Origin of the sequence: Cupriavidus sp. 2TAF22 (assembly GCF_052115045.1) — a bacterium.
Lineage (GTDB): Bacteria > Pseudomonadota > Gammaproteobacteria > Burkholderiales > Burkholderiaceae > Cupriavidus.
The window spans coordinates 478,442-494,375 of record NZ_JBFRFX010000001.1 but is presented as its reverse complement, the minus strand read 5'-3'; the positions used below and the strand labels follow the sequence as shown (position 1 = coordinate 494,375).

The 15,934-nt window shown below is 68.0% G+C and carries 11 protein-coding genes; 5 read left to right on the top strand and 6 right to left on the bottom strand.

Annotated features, from left to right (window positions below; genetic code table 11):
* The first annotated feature begins 40 nt into the window (after positions 1–40).
* Positions 41–1,987 (top strand): Atu1372/SO_1960 family protein, encoded by a 1,947-nt coding sequence (locus AB4Z48_RS02220; protein WP_441612197.1) that lies wholly within the window; start codon positions 41–43, stop codon positions 1,985–1,987.
* A 354-nt stretch (positions 1,988–2,341) separates the two neighbouring features.
* On the opposite strand, the gene AB4Z48_RS02215 is transcribed toward AB4Z48_RS02220, so the two are convergent.
* The 3 genes from AB4Z48_RS02215 to AB4Z48_RS02205 all read right to left on the bottom strand — a co-directional run bounded on the left by AB4Z48_RS02215 (position 2,342) and on the right by AB4Z48_RS02205 (position 6,004).
* The gene (locus AB4Z48_RS02215; RefSeq protein WP_441612196.1) at positions 2,342–3,091 is read right to left on the bottom strand and encodes a creatininase family protein; all 750 of its coding nucleotides are present in this window, start codon (positions 3,089–3,091) and stop codon (positions 2,342–2,344) included.
* 69 nt (positions 3,092–3,160) lie between these two features.
* Positions 3,161–4,447: an MFS transporter gene (locus AB4Z48_RS02210; RefSeq protein WP_441612195.1), complete on the bottom strand. Its 1,287-nt coding sequence runs from the start codon at positions 4,445–4,447 to the stop codon at positions 3,161–3,163.
* A 480-nt stretch (positions 4,448–4,927) separates the two neighbouring features.
* Positions 4,928–6,004, bottom strand: coding sequence for a porin (locus tag AB4Z48_RS02205; RefSeq protein ID WP_441612194.1), 1,077 nt, complete (start codon positions 6,002–6,004; stop codon positions 4,928–4,930).
* A gap of 621 nt (positions 6,005–6,625) precedes the next feature.
* Here AB4Z48_RS02205 and AB4Z48_RS02200 point away from each other — a divergent pair.
* On the top strand, positions 6,626–6,874 hold the full coding sequence (locus AB4Z48_RS02200) for a DUF2188 domain-containing protein (RefSeq protein ID WP_441612193.1): 249 nt from the start codon (positions 6,626–6,628) through the stop codon (positions 6,872–6,874).
* Between the two features lie 50 nt (positions 6,875–6,924).
* Here the strand turns inward: AB4Z48_RS02200 and AB4Z48_RS02195 are convergent, their stop codons facing one another.
* Positions 6,925–8,184, bottom strand: a complete 1,260-nt coding sequence (locus tag AB4Z48_RS02195; RefSeq protein ID WP_441612192.1) for an MFS transporter — start codon at positions 8,182–8,184, stop codon at positions 6,925–6,927.
* Between the two features lie 97 nt (positions 8,185–8,281).
* On the opposite strand from AB4Z48_RS02195, the gene AB4Z48_RS02190 reads away from it, so the two are divergent.
* Together AB4Z48_RS02190 and AB4Z48_RS02185 are read left to right on the top strand one after the other, a co-directional pair.
* A complete protein-coding gene (locus AB4Z48_RS02190) occupies positions 8,282–9,262 on the top strand; it encodes a LysR substrate-binding domain-containing protein (protein ID WP_441612190.1) in 981 nt (326 codons plus the stop codon).
* A 250-nt stretch (positions 9,263–9,512) separates the two neighbouring features.
* Complete coding sequence (locus AB4Z48_RS02185; protein WP_441612189.1) at positions 9,513–9,713, top strand: DUF2188 domain-containing protein; 201 nt, start codon at positions 9,513–9,515, stop codon at positions 9,711–9,713.
* 15 nt (positions 9,714–9,728) lie between these two features.
* Here the strand turns inward: AB4Z48_RS02185 and AB4Z48_RS02180 are convergent, their stop codons facing one another.
* Complete coding sequence (locus AB4Z48_RS02180; RefSeq protein WP_441612188.1) at positions 9,729–11,783, bottom strand: NAD(+) synthase; 2,055 nt, start codon at positions 11,781–11,783, stop codon at positions 9,729–9,731.
* Between the two features lie 377 nt (positions 11,784–12,160).
* On the opposite strand from AB4Z48_RS02180, the gene AB4Z48_RS02175 reads away from it, so the two are divergent.
* Positions 12,161–14,455, top strand: coding sequence for a helicase C-terminal domain-containing protein (locus AB4Z48_RS02175; protein ID WP_441612187.1), 2,295 nt, complete (start codon positions 12,161–12,163; stop codon positions 14,453–14,455).
* Between the two features lie 103 nt (positions 14,456–14,558).
* On the opposite strand, the gene hisD is transcribed toward AB4Z48_RS02175, so the two are convergent.
* Positions 14,559–15,872: a histidinol dehydrogenase gene (gene hisD / locus AB4Z48_RS02170; protein ID WP_441612186.1), complete on the bottom strand. Its 1,314-nt coding sequence runs from the start codon at positions 15,870–15,872 to the stop codon at positions 14,559–14,561.
* Between the last annotated feature and the right edge of the window lie 62 nt (positions 15,873–15,934).

The following is a 15,934-nucleotide window of genomic DNA, read 5'->3' as shown; positions in this document are numbered from 1 at the left end:
CATTGCTTCGTTCCAGCACTCCGATCCAGGAAGGTCTCCCTTGAATATCCTAATAGCCGGTTTCCAGCACGAAACCAATACGTTCGCGCCAACCATGGCCACCTACGAGAGTTTCGTCCGTGGCGAGGATTTCCCCGCCATGGTCCGCGGCGAAGCGATCTATGACCTGCTGACGGTGAATGTGCCGATCAGCGGCTTCATCCACCACATGCGCGAGTACGGTCACACCGTCACGCCGGTGATCTGGGCGGCCGCCGGCGCCTCGGCCCACGTCGCGGCCGATGCCTACGAGCGCATCGCAGGCGAGATCGTGGAGGCGGCAAGGACAGCCTCGTACGACGCGATCTATCTCGACCTGCATGGCGCCATGGTGGCCCGGCACCTCGACGATGGCGAGGGGGAATTGCTGGCGCGCATCCGTGCCGTGGCGGGCCCCGACATGAAGATCGTTGTCTCGCTGGACCTGCACGCCAACGTCACCGGGCAGATGCTCGCCCTCGCGGATGGCGTGGTGGCATACCGCACCTACCCGCACGTGGACATGGCGGCCACGGGCAAGCGCGCGGCCGAACTGCTGCTGGAACTGAGCACGCGGCAGACGCGCGCGCATCTGGTGGCACGGCGCGTGCCGTTCCTGATCCCGGTCAACAGCATGTCCACGGAGATGCAGCCCGCCCAAGGCATCTACGCCTTGCTCGAAGAACTGGAGCAGCAAGGCGTGCTGTCGCTGTCGTTCACCCCGGGCTTTCCCGCGGCCGACTTCGCCGAGTGCGGCCCCGTGGTTTGGGGCTACGGATTCGACAAGGCGCGCATCGAGCAGGCCGTCGACACACTGTTCGCGCGCATCTGCGAGCCCGAGAGCCAGTGGGCCGTGCAGTTCGAGGAGCCGGATGCGGCTGTGCAGCGTGCCATGCGGATCGCGCAACAGGCCGTGCGGCCGGTGATCCTCGCGGACACGCAGGACAACCCCGGCGTCGGCGGCGATGGCAACACCATGGGCATGCTGCGCGCGCTTCTCAAGGCTGGCGCGCAGGACGCCGCGATCGGCATCATCTGCGATCCCGCCGCGGCCGCGGCCGCGCACCAGGCCGGTGTCGGCGCGAAGCTCGATATCGCGCTTGGGGGCTGCCCGCAGGTGCGCGAGGATGCCCCGCTGCGGGCGACCTTCGAGGTCGAAGCGCTGTCCGATGGCAAGTTCGTCTACGGTGGGCCGATGATGCATGGCAAGGCTGCCGACATGGGGCCGATGGCGCGACTGCGGATCGACGGCGTGCTCGTCGCCGTCAGCTCGACCAAGGCACAACTGCTAGACCGCAACATGTACCGCGCGGTCGGCATCGAACCGGCGCAGATGAAGATCCTCGTGAACAAAAGCTCGGTGCATTTCCGCGCCGACTTCGCCGCGATCGCGGAAGACATTGCCGTGGTGCGTGCGCCCGGTCCGTTCATGGCGGATCCGGCGGACCTGCCGTGGAAGCATCTCAAGCCCGGCATGCGCCTGAAGCCGGAGGGTCCGGCATTCGCGCCGGCGCCGGGAGTCTACGACAAGCTCGCGCAGCTCGGCATCGAACTGCCCAAGGCTTCCGGCCCGGCGGCGGCCTACGTGCCAAGCGTGCGATCCGGCAACCTGATCCATTTGTCCGGCCATCTGTCTCGCCTCGATGGCCAGGTTCGCACCGGCCGCTTCGGCGACGACCTGCGCACCGCCGACGGTATCGCGGCGGCACGCCTGGTCGCCATCGACTTGCTCGCCACGCTGCATGCCGCCACCGGCGATCTCGATGCGATCGTGCGGATCGTCAAGCTGACGAGCCTCGTCCATTCGACTGCCGACTTCACCGAGCAGCACCTGGTGACCAACGGCGCCAGTGAACTGTTCGCCGAGGTGTTTGGCACGCGCGGCCAGCACGCGCGCAGCGCGTTCGGCGTACCGCAGCTGCCGCTCGGCGCCTGCCTGGAAATCGAACTGATCGTTGAAGTGGCGTGATTGCATGGCACGGCGCGAGCGGCGCCGTGCCATGCTTTCTCTTTCTATGACGAGGGGATTCGCCGGGCTCAGGCCCGGCGCGCCGGTCGCCAGCGCGAATCGCGCTGGCTCATGCGCTGGCGCACGCGCACGGCCCGACAGAACCGGGCCACGGCGAGGACCTCACGAAGGTAGCGCAGGGGTTGCCGATCGACCTCACGCATCGAAAGATGCAGCCTGGTCTCCCGGCAATCGGCAGAGTGGCCGGCGCGCAACAACCGTCAGGAACATGCGGGTGCGCTCGCCACGGAAACGGATATCGGTAAAGCCGGCATCCCCGCGCAACGCGCCAGGATGCCTTGTCGTCGTGACGAGTCAGTCCGGTAGCGGCTCACGGCTAAAGGCATCCAGCTCCCTTGCCAGGCTCGCCGCCGCCATCTTCACCAGTTCAGCGCCTTTTTCCGGCGTCGCCTGAGCAGGGTCGGAACCCATTCGTCCGTCCGGGTAGCGCGCGCGAAAGTCGAGCGCCTCGCGGATCGGGCCCGAGGCGGCAATCTGCGGCGTGTAGCTGGCCGATTTGATGGTGTCGGGAAAAGCCCATTGCGTGACTGCAATCTCGGAAGGCGTGGCGTGGATGCCATGACCGGTTGGAAATTGCTCGCGCGCCAGCTCGCTGACGCCATCCAGGTCCCACCAATTGCACAGCTTCAGCGCGACCCCCGATCGGCGCCTGGCGAAGCTGGCCTCGGCGTAGATCTCGGAGAAGGCCGCTTCAATCGACGCGATGTTGCCGCCGTGGCCGTTGAGAAACAGGATTCTCTCGAATCCATGGACGGCCAGTGAGCGCGTCCAGTCGCCAATGGCGGCGATAAAGGTCGAAGGGCGAAGCGAAATGGTGCCGGGAAAGCCCAGATGATGCTGGGCCATGCCGATATTGAAGGTGGGGGCGATCAGGATATCGGCGGTCTTCTGGGCTTCGTGCGCGATGATCTCCGGGCACAGCCAGTCGGTACCCAGGAGGCCGGTGGGGCCGTGCTGCTCGTTCGAACCGATCGGCACCACGATTGTGCGGCTGCGCTCCAGAAATTGCCCTATTTCAGCCCAGGTGGATAAGTGTAAAAGCATTTGAAGTCCTCTGTTCAGCCGGTTCCCACTGAAACGCGGCGCATTGGTTTTCCGGCGGCAGTGAACGGTTCACTGCCTTTTTGGCAGCCGGTTGGCGACGAGCAGGATCGAGCCGATCATGGACATGCACGCCAGGACCAGCAGGCCGAGATGCATGTTGCCGGTCGCTGTCTTGGTCCATCCGATGATCGCTGGCCCCCAGAAGCCACCGGACAATCCAATGGTATTGATGAGGGCGATACCGCCCGCTGCTGCGTCACCCTTGATGTACTCGGCGGGAATGGCCCAGAACACCGTGTACGCCATGAACAGCATGGTCGTGGCGAGTGTCAGCAGAACAAGAGTCACCAGCAGATTGCCGTCCGACAAGATCGACGAAGCGAGCAGTATCGCGGCGAGGATTGCCGGCACCGCGCTGTGATAACGCCGCTCGCCGTATCTGTCCGACCGGCGGCCGATGAAATACATCCCGAGGGCGGCCCCCACATAGGGGATGGACGAATACCAGCCGAGTTGAATCGTATCGTTGATGCCCTGCGCTTTCAGCATCGTCGGCAGCCAGAAGCTGATGGCGTAGATGGCCGCAATGATGCAGAAGTACGCGAACGCAAGCATGTAGACTCTCGGGTCCCGCGCAACCGCCTTGAAGGAATGGCCTCGTGCCGCCGACGTCCCGAGTTCGGCCGCGAGCATGCGCTTCTCGTCTGCGCTCAGCCAGGCGGCATCCGCGGGTCGATTCGACAGAAGGAAGAGCGCCAGTATGCCGAGCAGTATGCATGGCAGTCCCTCGATCAGGAACATCCACTGCCAGCCGGCGAGAGCGCCACTACCGGAGAGCGTGGTCATCAACCACGCCGAGACCGGCCCGCCGACAATGCCGCCGATCGGACCCGCGAGAAATACGATCGCGATGGCACGGGCCATGCGCGCCGGGCCGTACCAGCAAGACAGGTAATAGATCATGCCGGGCGCGAAACCCGCCTCGAAAACGCCAAGCAGGAAACGCATGGCATAGAACATCGGCACGTTGCGTACGAAAAGCATGCACGCCGAAGTGATACCCCACAGGATCAGAATGCGGCTGAACGTCTTCCTTGCCCCGACTCTCGGCAACATCAGGTTGCTGGGCAGTTCGAACAGCACATAGCCCAGGAAGAAGATGCCGGCGCCAACCCCGTAGGCGGCATCGGAAAAGCCCAGGGCACTCTGCATCTCCAGCTTGGCAAAGCCGACATTGACGCGATCAAGGTAGGCGAAGAGGTAACAGATCAGCAGAAATGGCAGCAATCGCCAGTTGAGCTTGTCGTAGAGGGCCACGACATCGTCCCGTCCATTCGCGGTCTGAATTGCTTGCATGCCTGTCTCCAATCATCAATGTTCTTCTGGGCCCTTCGGGTCCATCCATATTGGCAAGGCCGGGTTGATCCAGCAAGAGCAACTATGCTTACGTTTCGTTGCCCGACGAGCAACGCAGAAGGGGCGTGCGGAAGAGAAGTGCAGCAGGCGGAGCGTGAGGGCGGGACCGCGCGTTTCCGTGACGCCATTCTTGCCGGACGACTCGACGGCGGCCAGAGCGCCGGTCACTAAGGCGTTCCCGGGCGCCGCTGTCCGGCGCCTGTGCATCCCGCCTCGATAACGGAGCCTGCGATGTCCGTCGAAAAGGCGCTCTGCGGTGGCAGTGCTGCGGCAACAGGAGGCCGTGATGGCCGTGCCATGGTCCCGGGGCGCGCTCGACGATAGCCACGCATGGGGAGGCCCGCCAGCCGGCGGCTTCCCGCCAGGGCACCATCTCTGCCGCGCGGCAGAGACTCCCGCCGTGCCCCGAAGGCCAAGGCCCTAGAACCGGTGGCGCACCCCGACCACGGCGCCCAGCTGGCTCATGCCGGGCTGCACGTTATAGACCGCCGTCGCGCCGGAGCCGCTGTTGTAGCCGTTGACGCCCAGGTACGATTTGTCCTTGTTGAGGGCATACGACACCGACGCGTAGAGGTCGGTACGCTTGCTGAATGCGTAGTCGCCCGTCACCACGAACTGCCACGGGTCCGATCCGGTCTGGCGGAAATCCTGGTAATAGGCCGCGCCGGTCACCGAGAATGCCGGCGTCAGCTTGTACCCCAGGCCGAGCCAGTAGAAGCTCGAGCCGGCATTGGCCGCTTGCGCGCCGGGCAGGGTGGCACCATTGAATGCCTTGGCGAGGCGATACCCCGCGAAGACCTTGGCGGGGCCCGCCGCGTACGTACCGGCCACCGCATAGCGCCGCAGGACCGGCGCCTGATTGCCCGGGGTGCCCACATGCGCGTCGTCATAGGCCACGCCCACGGAAACGGGGCCCTCGGCATAGCTGAGGTAGGCGCCGTAATCGCGTCCGAATACGGCGCTGCCGCCCACCTCGCTGCCATTGGACTGGAACGAATACAAGGCGGAGGCGGTCAGCCCCCCGAACCGGCCGACATACTTCACGGCATTGTCCGCGCGCGCGCCGAACTCGGGCGCGATCCCCAGGATGCCGTAGTGGTCGGCCAATGATGCCGGGTCATAGAGGTTGCCGAAGTCGCGCAATGCCGTCTGCTGCCGGCCCAGCAGCAGCGAGCCATACCGGCTTTCGGTGCCGACGTAGGCATTGCGGCCGAACAGGCGGCCGCCCTGGCCCCCGTTGCCGGTATCCAGGTCGAAGCCGCTCTCCAGCACGAAGACTGCCTTCAGCCCGCTGCCCAGATCCTCCGCGCCGCGCACGCCCCAGCGCGATCCCGACTGGTTCCCGGAACTCAGCCGCCAGAGACTGTCTCCCGCGCGTCCTGCGTGGCTGTTGTACTCGATACCGGCATCGGCGACACCGTACAGGGTGACGCCGGATTCGGCGTATGCGGCGCTGGCTACCGCGGATGCGGCGACTACCGCGAGTGTCTTCTTCATCGGATTTCCAATTGTCGTCTGTGGCTCTTCATTTCGGGAAAAGGCGATAGGAATCGCCGGCAGGAATCGCGGCCATCCGGCTCCGGATGGCCGCGGCGGTGCATGCCCGCCCTGTTCCTGCCCGCCGGCCACGCGGCGGCCAGGCAGGCGCGAGCCATGCCGTGCGCGCGTGCCGGGGCACGTGCAATTTGACGGCGGGCGTGTATCCGCCCTGTTTCCGCAAGCGAGAGAAATTGAAACCTTGTTTGTCTGTCGGCCCGGTAGATACAAGGCGATACAAGGCGATACAAGAAGACGTGCCGGCGCGGGCCTGGCAGAAAAATGGCGTGGAAACGGCGGACCCGACCTCAATGGCGAGGACTATCGGCGACGACTGGCCACCCGCGAAAGCCTCGACACGCTGATCCTCGCTGCGCGCCAGCGAGAGCGGCGCGCAGCGCCTTCGACGTCCGAAGTCCCCAGTTCGGTCGCCGGGCGAGCGCCCGGCCGGCGCATGCCCCTCGCCAGACGCCGCGGGCGCTGCCGGCATCGCGACGCATGCCGCGTCGTGTCAGACAAGCACCGATGGCAAAGCCGCGGCACCTGCGCAAAATGGAGCCATCGCGGTTTCCGGGAGACGCAATGTCAACGCACTACCTTCATGTCAGGCCCTACGGCGATGGCTGGGACGTGATCCACGACGGCGCCCGCTACGCGAATTCCCACCACGACACGCAGGAAGCCGCCATCCGCGCTGGCACGCGGGACGCGCGCCGCGAGCACGTGGAATTGCTGATCCATGAGATGGACGGCCGCATCTGCGACCAGTGCCTGCTCTACCAGGACTACCAGGACTATCAGGACTACCAGGAGGCGTTCGCCCCGGCTTGAGCCTTTCCCTCGCCGTCATCTGGCTGCAGGCGCCAGGCGCCGGCAGGCGATCACTCCGCCAGCCGCGCTCCGGGCCACAGCCGCACGGCCAGCGCGGCGCCCGCGGTGGCTGTGGACAGGGCCGTGACGGCCATCCATCCCCAATGCGCGAGCAGCATGCTGCCCAGCGCGGCGCCGGTAGCCATCCCGACGAACATCCCCCCGAACAGCACCGCATTGAGACGGCTGCGCGCGCCCGGCTCGATGCTGTAGACGATGGTCTGGTGCGCAACCAGCGTCACCTGCACGCCGAGGTCGAAGCCCAGCGCGCTGACTGCGATCAGCCAGAGCCGCGCATGCGGCGCCAGCAGGGGCGAGAACAGCATCCCGGCGAAGGACACCGCGGTCAGCACGGCGCCCAGGCGCGTCACCAGTTCCGGCCCCTTGCGGTCAGCCAGGCGCCCGGCCAGCGGCGCGGCAAGCGCCCCGGCCGCGCCGGCCAGGCCGAACGAGCCGGCCGCGGCGCTGCCCAGGTGGAACGGCGCGCCGTGCAGCATGACCGCCAGCGTGGACCAGAACGCGCTGAAACCCACGGATAGCAGCCCCTGCGCCAGCGCCGCCCGGCGCAATGCGCCGTGCTTGCGCCACAGCTTGCCCAGCGAGCCCAGCAGCGCGCGGTACGACAGGTGCGTGGTGGGCTTGAAACGCGGCAGGGCGCGCCAGGCCACGGCGCCGATCACCGCAATGCTCGCCGCCGCCATCACGAACATGATGCGCCAGCCGAAATGCTCCGCCACGAAACCGCTGGCCACGCGCGACAGCAGGATGCCCAGCAGCAGCCCAGTCATCACGGTGCCGACCACCTTGCCGCGATGCGATTCGGGCGCGAGCGTGGCGGCGGCCGGCACGATGTCCTGCGCCATGGTTGCGGCCAGGCCCGTCGCCAGGCTGGCCGCCAGCAGCAGCCAGATGCCCGAGGCCGCGCCGCTGACCAGCAACGCGGCGCTGAGCACCGCCGCCTTGGCCAGGATGATGCGCCGGCGGTCGTAGCGGTCCCCCAGCGGGGCCAGCAGCAGGATCCCCAGTGCATAGCCCAGCTGGGTCAGCGTAGGCACCAGGCCCACCATGGAATCGGACGCGCCGATATCGCCGCTCAGGACCCCCAGCATGGGCTGGCTGTAATAGAGCGATGCCACCGCCAGCCCGGCGCCCGCCGCAAGCAGCAGGATCAGCCTGGCCGGAAGTTGTGGCGTATCGCTCGTTTGATGGGGGGCGGCGCCGTCTGCCGCGCGGCTGGTGGCGCTTGCGGGCATGGCTTGCGTGGAGGACATGGTGTTTACCCTTGACTTGAAATCGAGACCCGAGTTTGCCGTTGCGGCGTGTCCCGCGGTAGTACCGCCCTCCGCACAACTGATATACGCTTCGCGTATGACAAAAGCCGCCCTGCCCGCATCTCCCCGCGCTGCCACGCCCGCGGCCGCCATGGACCGCATCGAACTGATGCAGACCTTCGTGCGCATCGTGGAGGCCGGCAGCCTTTCCGCCGCCGCCGCGCAGATGGGCACCACGCAGCCCACCGTGAGCCGCCGCCTGCAGGTGCTGGAGCGCTCGCTCGGCGTGCGCCTGCTGCACCGCTCCACGCATGCGATGAAGCTGACCGAGGACGGCGTGCGCTGCTATGACCGCGCCAAGGAACTGGTAGCCGGCTGGGAGGCGTTCGAGGCGGACCTGCGCGGCGCGCGTGACGAGCCGGAGGGCACGCTGCGCGTGGTGGTGCCCCATGCCTTCGGCCAGGAACAGCTGGTGGGCCCGCTCGCGCAGTACCTGGGACGCCACCCGCGCGTGAACGTGGAATGGCTGCTGCACGACCGCACCCCCGACTTCATCGCCGACGGCATCGACTGCGCCATCCATGTGGGCGAGGTCGGCGACCCGTCCCTGGTGGCGATCCGGCTGGCGGAGGTGCCGCGCATCGTGGTCGCGGCGCCATCCGTGCTGGCGGGTGCCGCGCCGCCAACGCAACCGGACACGCTGGCCGCGCTGCCGTGGCTGTCGATCCGCACCTTCTATCGCACCGAGGTGTCGCTCACCCACGTGAGCACCGGCGAGACCCGGCGGCTGTCGTTCCGCCCTCGCGTAAGCACCGACAGCCTCTATGCGCTGCGCAACGCCGCGGTGACGGGCCTTGGCGTCTGCATGGGCTCGGCGTGGATGATGGCGGACGATATCGCCCGGGGCCGCCTGCTCCACCTTGTGCCGCAATGGCAGCCTCCCCCGCTGCCCTTGCAGCTGATCTATCCGTATGCGCGCTTCTATCCGGCCAAGCTGCGCCGCTTCGTCGAAACCATGCGCGAGGCGGTGCCGCAGGCCATGGCAAGCTCGGCATCGCTGACCAGGCAGGCGGAATAGCGAACAGCGAATAGCGAGCGCGATGGCGCAGCGATGAGGCACGGAGCGGAACCACGGGTCCGAGACCCGCATCATGCAGCGGCAGCCTGACGCCCGTGCCTGGTCGCGCATCGATTTGCGCGGCCGCCAGGCGCGGGCATCGGACGAAATCCACGTCATGTAGGACGCCGCCGGATTTCAGCGCAGGCCTGGCCCGCCTAGGCTTCATGCATGACGGACTCGCCCGCAAAGGGCATGCAGAGGCCAGGCAATGCTCCGGGATTTCATAGTGCTGCCCACGCAGACCGGCTGGGTGCTCAAGGTGGCAGGCGCAGCCACCGCGATTCTGCAATACGACACGCGCGAAGAAGCGGCGCAAGCCGGGGCCGTGCTGGCGGCGCGGCACGCGGTCAGGCTGATCCTCGACGAGTCCGGCAACTGCGCGGACATGGTCCTCGCCGCCAGGCCATAGCGCCCCGCCCGTGCGTCAGACCGAATCCGGCACCTTGTCCAGGTCCCTGAGCCACACCACGGATTCGGAATCGCTCGGCGCGCGCCAGTCGCCGCGCGGCGAGAGCGAACCGCCGGAGCCCACCTTGGGCCCGTTCGGCACGCAGGAGCGCTTGAACTGGCTGGTGCGGAAGAAGCGGTCGAGGAAGATGCGCAGGTTGCGCTTGATGTCCGCCACCGTGTACTCGTTGCGGGCCACGTGCTGGCCCTCCGGCCAGTTACCCTGGTCGCGGTCGCCCCAGGCGCTGAGCGCCAGGAAGGCGATCTTGCTCGGCGTGAAGCCGAAGCGCAGCGTGTAGTACAGGTTGAAATCCTGCAACTCGTACGGGCCGATGAAATGCTCGGTCTTCTGCTGCGGCGCATTGGCCGAAGCGCCCGGCACCAGCTCCGGACTGATCTCGGTCTCGAGCACGTCGATCAGCACACCGGAACCGGCATCGCCGATCTGCCCGGTCTCCGCCACCCAGCGCACCAGGTGCGAGATCAGCGTCTTCGGCACGCTGCCGTTTACGTTGTAGTGCGACATATGATCGCCCACGCCGTAGGTGCACCAGCCCAGCGCGAGTTCGCTCAGGTCGCCGGTGCCGATCACGATGGCCTGGTTGTGATTGGCGAAGCGGAACAGGTGGTTGGTGCGCTCGCCGGCCTGCACGTTCTCGAAGGTCACGTCGTACACCGGCTCGCCCGCCGCGTAGGGGTGGCCGAGGTCCTTGAGCATCTCGATGCAGCTTGGACGGATGTCGATTTCCTTCGACACGCAGCCCACCACCTCCATCAGCTTCCTGGCCTGCACCAGTGTGCGGTCGCTGGTGGCGAAGCCTGGCATGGTGATGCCGATGATATTGGTGCGCGGCAGCTTGAGCCGGTCCATCGCCTTGGCGCAGACCAGCAGCGCATGGGTCGAATCGAGCCCGCCGGATACGCCGATCACCACCTTGCTGATGCCGCTGGCGGACAAGCGCTGGGCCAACGCCTGCACCTGGATGTTGTAGACCTCGTGGCAGCGCTCGTCGCGCCGCCGCGCGTCGGACGGCACATAGGGAAAGCGCTCGAGCTTGCGGCGCAGCGGCAGCGCGTCCTGCGCGCCGATGCCGACCGCATAGCCGATGACCCGGAATTTCTCCACCTCGCCGGCATGGCGCCGCACCGAATGGCCGAAGGTGGTCTGGTGCATGCGCTCGCGCGACAGGCGCTCGAGATCGACATCCGCGAAGGTGAGGTGCGAATCGTCGGCGAAGCGCTCGGACTCCGCCAGCAACTCGCCGTTCTCGTAGATCAGCGCCTGCCCGTCCCAGGCCAGGTCGGTGGACGATTCGCCCTTGCCCGCCGAGCTGTAGAGATAGGCGGAGAGACAGCGCGCCGACTGCTGGCTGACCAGCTGGTGGCGATAGCCCGACTTGCCCACCACGATATTGGATGCCGACAGGTTGACCAGCACGGTCGCGCCGGCCAGCGCCGCGAACGACGAAGGGGGCACCGGCACCCACACGTCCTCGCAGATTTCCACGTGGAAGCGGAACCCGCCGATGTCCTCGGCTTCGAACAGCAGGCCTGCGCCGAACGGCACCTTCCTGCCCAGCAAGGTCACCTCGCTGGCCGTGGCGTTGTCCGCCGAACTGAATTGCCGCGCCTCGTAGAATTCCCAGTAGTTCGGCAGGTAGGTCTTGGGCACCACGCCGAGGATGCGCCCGCCGGCCACCACCGCGGCGCAGTTGAACAGCAGGTGCTCGACCCGCAGCGGCAGCCCCACCACCAGCGTGGTGGCCAGGGTGCGCGAGGCCTCGACGATCTCGCCGAGCGCCGCCTCGCAGGCATCGAGCAAGGCGCGCTGGTGGAACAGGTCGTCGCAGGTGTACGCGGACAGCCCCAGTTCGGGGAAGGCCACCAGCGCCGCGCCCTGGCCCGCGGCCTGGCGGGCCAGGGCGATCGTCCCGGCAGCGTTGAAGGCGGGGTCGGCCACGCGGCAGACGGGCACGCCCACCGCCACGCGCGCAAAGCCGTGGGAATAGATATTCAGGAAGTTTTCGGTCATCTCGTTGGTCCTTGCGCCGCCGCGTAGCAGCGGCCCGGCGCTGGCGAATGCGCGGCGGCGCGCGCGGCCGCCGGCATGGTAACAGTGCAATTCTACGATGCGCGCCGTACCCGTGCGGCCTGCCGCGTCGGCAGGCCGCACGCGGATATCGGGCGCCCCTTCGCGCAGCCCCCGCAGATCCGCATGCATGGCAGTCCTGCGCGGCGGCGATGCCAGCCAGGCCACATGGCGCATGCCACGGGTCCTGGACGCGAGGACGACATGCCGGGCTGGCGGCAGCGAAGGGCGATACTGTATATTCATACAGTCCCCCTCTGCCATGCCCGTACCGCCGTGATCTCCGTCCATAAGTGCGCCCCGCCGCGCCTGCCACGCCGATGACCTATGCCATCGCCGTGCGTGCCCTGTGCGAGTTCACCGCCAAGCAAGGCGATCTCGACATCCGCTTCACGCCCTCGCCCACGGCGGCCGAAGGCCAGGCCGCGCACACCCTGGTGCAGGCACGCCGCGGCGCCGGCTACCAGGCGGAAATCCCCTTGCAGGGCGAGTACAAGGGCCTGCTGGTGCGCGGCCGTGCCGATGGCTACGACGCGCACGCCAACCAGCTCGAGGAAATCAAGACCGTGCGCGGCGACTGGGCCGCGCTGCCGGAGAACCACCGGCAGCTGCACCTGGCGCAGGCCAGGATCTACGCATGGCTGATGTGCTGCAGGCTCGGCCTGCCGGCCATGCGCGTGGCCGTGGTGTATTTCGAGATGACGAGCCAGCGCGAGTCGGTGTTCAGCGAAGACCGCGATGCAGCCGAGCTGCAGGCCTTCTTCGAAGACAAGTGCGAGCGCTTCGTCAAATGGGCCGCGCAGGAAGCCGACCACCGCGCGGCGCGCGACACCGCGCTGGCCGCCATGGCATTCCCGCACGCCGCCTTCCGGCGCGGGCAGCGCGAGCTGGCCGAGGCGGTCTATCGCGCCGGCCGCTCGGGCCGCTGCCTGCTGGCACAGGCGCCCACCGGCATCGGCAAGACCGGCGGCACCCTCTTCTCCACCCTGAAAGCGGCGCCGCAGGGCCAGCTCGACAAGGTGTTCTACCTCACCGCCAAGACCACCGGCCGCCAGATGGCGCTCGATGCCGCGCAGGGACTGCGCGCCGCGAACCCCGGCCTGCCCCTGCGCGTGCTGGAACTCGCCGCGCGCGACAAGTCCTGCGAGCATCCGGGCCAGGCCTGCCACGGTGAAGCCTGCCCGCTCGCGCGCGGCTTCTACGACCGCCTGCCGGCCGCGCGCGAGCAGGCCGCCGCGCAAACCCGTCTGGACCGCGCCGCGTTGCGCCAGGTCGCGCTGGCGCACGGCATCTGCCCCTACTACCTCGGCCAGGAGATGGCACGCTGGTCCGACCTGGTGGTGGGCGACTACAACTACTACTTCGACCGCGGCGCCATGCTGCATGGCATGGCCGCCGCCGGCGACTGGCGCGTGGCGGTGCTGGTGGACGAGGCCCACAACCTGCTCGAGCGTGCGCGCAAGATGTACTCGGCCGAACTCGACCCGGCTGTGCTGCCGGAGCTGCGCCAAGGCGCGCCGAAACCGCTGGCGGGCGCGCTGCGCCGGCTGGGCACGCAATGGAGCCGGCTGGCAAAGGACCAGGAGGGCGCCTACGCCGCCTATGCGGAAATCCCGCCGGCATTCATGGCCGCGCTCGAGCGCGCCGCCGCCGCGATCCTGGACCAGCTCACCGATGCGCCCGCCAGCGTCACCCCGGCGCTGCAGCGCTTCTATTTCGATGCGCTGCATTTCTCCCGCCTGGCCGGATCGCTCGACAAGCATTCCGTGTTCGACATCAGCAGGGACGACGCCGGCGCGCCCGCCGGCATCGCGAAGGCCCGCCCCGCCAGGGCGCGCCTGGCGGTGCGCAACATCATCCCCGCGCCCTTCCTCGCGCCGCGCTTCGCCGCGGCGCGCTCCGCCACCCTGTTCTCGGCCACGCTCTATCCCGCACGCTTTGTCTGCGACACCCTGGGCCTGCCTCGCGACACGGTATGGCTGGAAGTGCAGTCGCCGTTCAGCGCCGGCCAGCTCGCCGTGCACATCGCCGGCGGCATCTCCACGCGCTACCGCGACCGCGCGCGCTCGGTGCGCCCCATCGCCGAACTGCTGGCCGCGCAGTACCTCGCGCGCCCGGGCAACTACCTGGCGTTCTTCAGCAGCCACGATTACCTGCGGCAGGTGGCCGATGCCTTCGAGCTCGGCTGGCCCGATATCCCCGTGCGCAGGCAGGCACGCGCCATGACCGAGGCGGCACAGGCCGAATTCATCGGTGCCTTCGAGCCGGGCGGCCGCGCGCTCGGCTTCGCCGTGCTCGGCGGCGCGTTCGCCGAAGGCGTCGACCTGCCCGGAGACCGGCTGGTCGGCGCCTTCATCGCCACGCTCGGCCTGCCGCAGTTCAACGAGGTCAACGAACTCACCCGGCAACGGATGGAAGCCGAGTTCGGCAGCGGCTACGAGTACGGCTACCTCTATCCCGGCTTGCAGAAGGTCGTGCAGGCCGCGGGCCGCGTCATCCGCACCGAGGCGGACCGCGGCGTGGTCCACCTGATCGACGACCGCTTCGCGCGGCCCGAGGTGCTGGCGCTGTTGCCGGGCTGGTGGGACGTGGCAACCGCCGGGCGAGGGCCCTAGCGAGGGCCCTGGCTAGGCGCCTGCCGGCTGCCGCGCGGCGCCGCCCGCGCCTGGCGGGGCCCAGGCGCATCGATGCACGCGCGCTTGCCCCGCCCGCGCGGCATCAGGCGTCGGCCATGGCCGCCCACTCCGGCCTGGCGCCGCTGGCACGCGAAGCGCGCACATCGCCCGAGCGGGCATGCCCCTCGAAGTTCTCCGCGCGCGAGGCGCGCGCGCACAGCGCCCCCATCGCGGCGCTGGCCTCCAGGGAGGTGATTTCCTGGTACGTCACCGTCTTCAGGAACTTGCCCACCCAAAGCCCGCCCGTATAGCGGCTCGCGCCGCGCGTGGGCAGCACGTGGTTGGTGCCGATCACCTTGTCGCCGAACGACACGCAGGTGTTCTCGCCCATGAACAGCGCGCCGTAGGTGGTCAGCTTCTCCAGCGCCAGGCGCGGCTCCCTGATCAGCGCCTGGACATGCTCGCTGCCGTATTCGTCCGATACCGCGAACGCTTCGTCGAGCGTATCGGCGAGAATGATCTCGCCGAAATCGCGCCAGGCCGCCTGCGCGACATCGCGCGTCGCCAGGTTCGAGAACTGGGTTTCCATCTCCTTGAGCACGGCTTCGCCCAGCGCCCTGGACGTGGTCACCAGCACCGCCGGGGAGTCCGGGCCGTGCTCGGCCTGGCTGATCAGGTCGGTGGCCACCACGAAGGGATCCGCGGCCTCGTCGGCGATGATCAGTACCTCCGTCGGGCCGGCAAACAGGTCGATGCCGACCTCGCCGAACAACTGGCGCTTCGCTTCGGCGACAAAGGCATTGCCGGGTCCGGCCAGCATGTCCACGCGGGCGATGGTCTCGGTACCGATGGCCATGGCCCCGACGGCCTGGACGCCGCCCAGCAGGTAGATCTCGTCGGCGCCGGCGAGGTGCGCCGCCGCCACCGAAGCGTCCGGAATGCGGCCGCGGTTCGGCGGCGTGCAGGCGACCACGCGCCTGACGCCCGCGACCTTCGCCGTGGTGATGATCATATGGGCCGAAGCCAGCAGCGGATAGCGCCCGCCGGGGATGTAGGCACCCACGGAGTTGATCGGGATGTTCTTCTGGCCCAGCACGATGCCGGGCTGGACTTCCGCCTCGAAATCGGTGATCGACGCCTTCTGCAGTTGCGCGAAGCGCTGCACATTGGCCTGGGCCTCGCGGATATCCGCCAGCGTCTGCGCTGGCAGCCTGGCGATGGCGTCCTCGATCTGCGCCTGGCTGAGACGGAACGAGGCCGGCTCCCAGCTATCGAACTGCTTCGAGAGATCGCGCACCGCGGCGTCGCCGCGGGCGCGGATCTGGCCGATCGCGTCCTCGACCACCTGGCGCACCTGCGGCGAGGACGATTGGGAAATATTCGTTTGGATGGCGGCTTGCTTCAGGTGGGAGATCACGTTCGCTCCAATTTTGTCAGTGGAGGCCGCCGCACGCCAGCCGGTGGCCGGCGCGCGAGGCG